Source organism: Pseudomonas emilianonis (assembly GCF_023072625.1).
Taxonomy (GTDB): Bacteria; Pseudomonadota; Gammaproteobacteria; order Pseudomonadales; family Pseudomonadaceae; genus Aquipseudomonas; species Aquipseudomonas paraveronii.
This window is the reverse complement of the sequence record NZ_JAKNRV010000427.1, coordinates 1-3,965: the sequence shown is the minus strand read 5'-3', so window position 1 is coordinate 3,965 and position 3,965 is coordinate 1. Positions and strand designations below refer to the sequence as shown.

The following is a 3,965-nucleotide window of genomic DNA, read 5'->3' as shown; positions in this document are numbered from 1 at the left end:
TGCGGATTTTATTTTTCCCACGCGTCCCGCCTGCTCGCCGCGAGGGCCGCATTGTCGGGCACCTCGACACCGTGGCGGCGCAAACAGGCCGGGCTGACCACCCCATATATATTGCCGCGGGCATCGTAGAACCGGGTCATGTTGTCGCCTGCCTGAAAGTCCTTCATCGCTTCGTCCGTCAAGTCACCTACACACAGAAGCAGCAGCGTATTACAGAACGGTCGACGTGTGGGAAGTGGCCTGGAAGGTGCGTCATCCACCGCAAGAAGCCTGGGGTTCAGCAATTCTCACGGGGATTACGCACCTTCCAGAACACCTCCTACAGCGCGATGACCTCTAGGTGGCTGCGAGCGGCCAGAGCGTTCCGTGATGGAAAAAATAAAATCCGCAGTCGGCGTGAACCCCGCGCGAACCTGGCTCGCTCGCTGGGGCCTGATGTGCAAGGATGTCGCGCCGGACATCGTTCGCTGAACGCAAAACCAAGGATTTTCCATGACTGCCATCCCCACCCCAGCGCCCGTGGTTCCCGGGCGGCTGGAGCAAATGTCGACCCGTATCGCCTTCTTCATCGCCGGCTTCAGCATCGCAGCCTGGGCACCGCTGGTGCCGTATGCGAAGGCCCGCGCCCAACTCAACGAGGGCACCCTGGGCCTGTTGCTGTTGTGCCTGGGCGTCGGGTCAATCATCGCCATGCCGATGGCCGGCGCACTGGCCTCTCGTTATGGTTGCCGGCGCGTACTGAGCGCCGGGACGATTCTGCTCTGTCTGGCCCTGCCCATGCTGGCCACCGTCAGTTCGATCCCACTGCTGATCGCCGCTCTGTTCCTGTTCGGCGCGGGCCTGGGCACGGTCGATTCCACGGTCAACCTGCAAGCGGTAATCGTTGAGCGCGCCAGCGGCAAAACCATGATGTCGGGCTTCCATGGGTTGTTCAGCCTGGGGGGCATCGTCGGTGCAGCGGGGGTCTCCGGGTTGCTGGGGTTGGGGTTTTCGCCGCTGCAGGCGACGCTGGTGGTGATCGTCATCATGGCGCTGGCGCTGCTCAAGGCCGGCCCGCATTTGTTGCCCTACGGCAGTGAAAGCTCAGGGCCGCCGTTTGCCATTCCCCATGGCGTGGTGCTGTTTATCGGTTGCTTGTGTTTTATCGTATTTTTGGCCGAAGGCGCCGTGCTCGACTGGAGCGCGGTGTTCCTCAGCGCTGAACGCGGCCTGGATGAAGCCTATGCCGGCCTGGGTTATGCGGCCTTTGCCCTGACCATGACCGCCGGCCGTCTGAGCGGTGACCGGATTGTCCGTCGACTGGGAGCTGCGCGGGTGATCGTCGCAGGCGGAACGCTGGCGGCGGCCGGGATCTTCCTCGCCACCCTGTCACCAGCCTGGGAAATGTCTCTGCTGGGCTACGCATTGGTCGGCGCCGGCTGCTCAAATATCGTCCCGGTGCTCTACTCCGCGGTCGGCAAGCAGACCGTCATGCCGGAACACATTGCCGTGCCGGCCATCACCACCCTCGGGTATGCCGGCATTCTGGCCGGGCCTGCGGTGATCGGCTTCATTGCCCATGGCAGCAGCCTGGCGACCGCCTTCCTGCTGATCGGGGGATTGCTGGCAGCGGTGGCGGTCAGCGGCAAAATACTGCGGGTATGAACAAAGGACATGAGCGGCCTGAATCCTTCAAGTAGCTCATGTACGCCTGATCGCTTTTTCTCTGCCGTATCGTTTTCCCAGGCAGAACGGTACAACGGCTAGCCTAAATGCCGGTCGGCGTCATTGGCGGGACGGCAGGACAACTTGCTCCATAAACCGGCGAGCGTTGAAAGCACAGGGCTGGACACCGGTTCTTCCATAAACGCTCGAGAACCTTTATCGAAATCTTCGGCAGTGGGCGCCCTGAAGCTGAACTTCGGCGACGACGTGAGGTTGAGCGCCTGCGAACGGGATTTGCTTTGGGCTCCTGCTTCCCGTGCAGGTATCGCTAAGGTCGCAACAGTGTATTGGGAGGGTTGAGATTCAAATGATGTCGGATTCATCGTCCACACCTGATTCGGTAGATGAAGACACCGATAGCCATTCAACGGCTGATGGCAATGTCCTCGTGGTAAAACCTCGCAAGCGGTTCCTGCCTGGTTGAAGTAGTGCTTCCTGCTCAACACGCTTGCCAACCTATGCCGCGGGTGACGCGGCATTCGGCTGTGCCAGAGTTAACGCAGTTGTTGCAGCAGTTGCAGCAATTCGCGTCGCGAAACCTTGCCGTCACGCTGCCACTCGTCAACATTATCCATCCGCCCCTGCAGAATCGAACGGGACATGACTTCCTTGACCAATTCGATGAGATGGTCAGTGGCCGGATTGCCCGTCAACGGTTGCTTCGCAAGTTCTTCGAGTTTGTCGAGCGTGATGCTGTTGCCCCGGCCTTTCCTCTTCAACTCTTCGAAATGGCCGAGCATTTCTTTGACCAGTTCTTTGTCATCTTTGAGTTTAAAGGGGTTATCGGAACGAATGACGCTCAGAATATCCTCCCTGGACAAGCGGCCATCCGAAGCACCGGTACTCATGTTTCGATCGAGCGCCCGAATCAGATCGGGACGCCGCAGCAGTTCCTTCGCCAGACGAACATTGGCGTCCACCGGCAATTGATCTGCCATCTTTTGCAGGCTTTCGCGCGTGACTTGCCGCGAATACTGTCCACCCTTGAACGCGCCATAATTGGTCAGCAGCGCCTGGGCCAGTTGTTGGTTGCTTAGCTTCGAATAATACGGGTCCGGCCGCTCGGGAGTCGGGCGCGGAGGTGGGCCTGGGTTCGGGCACACACCATCAGGCAGCGGACGTGGCGGCGGCCCCGGGTTAAAATGACCGTGGCCAAGGTGCGGGCGTGACGGCGCGCTGCCGAATGCCGAGCCGAAGTGATACGAATCCCAGAACAAGCTCTGGCTGGCAGACGAGGTCGTAGACCGCTCGGCATTGGACATGGAGCCTCTGAGAGACTTCTCATCAGAGGAATGAGCGACAGACTGATGGAATACTGATACCGACATTTAGTTCTCCAGTTCGGTTTGATCAGACGCCTTACCTCACCGTCCCAGCCGCCCGACGATCAACAAATCGTGAAGGAAACCAGCGGAAGCAGGCTTATCCTGTGTGGCAGAACTGTGGGAGTCGGTTCCTGAGAGAGCTGAAAGTTTCCAACTGCCGGGTAGGAAGAGCATCTGCCGGGATAAGGAACTCATCCCCCTCCCAAGCGATTTCGGCGCAACCCGCCCCATCGCCGGAGTCGGCGTAAAAGCTCAGTCATCAAGAGCGTGCTCAATCGGCGAATACCAGCCGGCTGAGCTGACGGGCTTTTTTACGTGAACTTGTGCAGTGCCCTGCCAGTCAGCTAACTGAACGCAACTCAAAGGTAGGTAGCTGATGCATCTCTCGCTGGAGCAACAAGTCGCTCGGGCCACCGCTGCCCGTTCCGGCAGCACCTTGTTTATCGAGGGCGGCTTGCGCCTTTTCCCGGAGTATCGCGGCAATGGTTGATTTCAAGAACGAGCCTCAGAGCGCCATCGATGCCCATGGCATCATCGGCGACATGCGCAGTGCCGCATTGGTGAACGACAAGGGCAGCATCGACTTTTTCTGCTGGCCTGAGTTCGACAGCCCCTCGATTTTCTGCGCGCTGCTCGACACCTCCGACGCCGGCATTTTCCAGTTGACGCCGGACCTGCCCAACGCCCGCCGCGAGCAGATCTACCTGCCCGACACCAACGTGCTGCAGACCCGCTGGCTCAGCGATGACGCCGTGGTGGAAATCACTGACTTTTTGACCATCAGTGAGGAGGTCGACGACCTGCCGCTGTTGATTCGCCGCGTGCGTGCGGTCAGCGGCCGGGTGACGATTCACCTGCGCTGCGCCGTGCGTCACGACTATGCGCGCACGCCCACCCACGCCAGCCTCGACAACGGCACGGTGTGTTTCGCCGCCC

General features: G+C 60.0%; 3 protein-coding genes and 1 pseudogene. 2 read left to right on the top strand and 2 right to left on the bottom strand.

Features of this window, described 5'->3' with window-relative positions:
* Window positions 1-17: 17 nt before the first annotated feature.
* Window positions 18-140 (bottom strand): annotated as a pseudogene (locus L9Z73_RS26800) (diaminopimelate epimerase); the annotation flags it as partial.
* 352 nt (window positions 141-492) lie between these two features.
* Between L9Z73_RS26800 and L9Z73_RS26795 the strand changes: the two are divergent.
* Entirely contained in the window at window positions 493-1,644 is a 1,152-nt protein-coding gene (locus L9Z73_RS26795) for an MFS transporter (RefSeq protein ID WP_247407586.1), read from the top strand.
* Between the two features lie 554 nt (window positions 1,645-2,198).
* Here L9Z73_RS26795 and L9Z73_RS26790 read toward each other — a convergent pair.
* A complete protein-coding gene (locus tag L9Z73_RS26790) occupies window positions 2,199-2,966 on the bottom strand; it encodes a hypothetical protein (protein WP_247407584.1) in 768 nt (255 codons plus the stop codon).
* A gap of 545 nt (window positions 2,967-3,511) precedes the next feature.
* On the opposite strand from L9Z73_RS26790, the gene L9Z73_RS26785 reads away from it, so the two are divergent.
* On the top strand, window positions 3,512-3,965 hold a 454-nt coding region (locus tag L9Z73_RS26785), incomplete at its 3' end, for a trehalase-like domain-containing protein (protein ID WP_247407582.1).

What these genes read in the sequence shown, in the direction of transcription:
- L9Z73_RS26795 (WP_247407586.1), top strand. Translation starts at nt 493, where the DNA reads ATGACTGCCATCCCCACCCCAGCGCCCGTGGTTCCCGGGCGGCTGGAG.
- L9Z73_RS26790 (WP_247407584.1), bottom strand. Translation starts at nt 2,966, where the DNA reads ATGTCCAATGCCGAGCGGTCTACGACCTCGTCTGCCAGCCAGAGCTTG.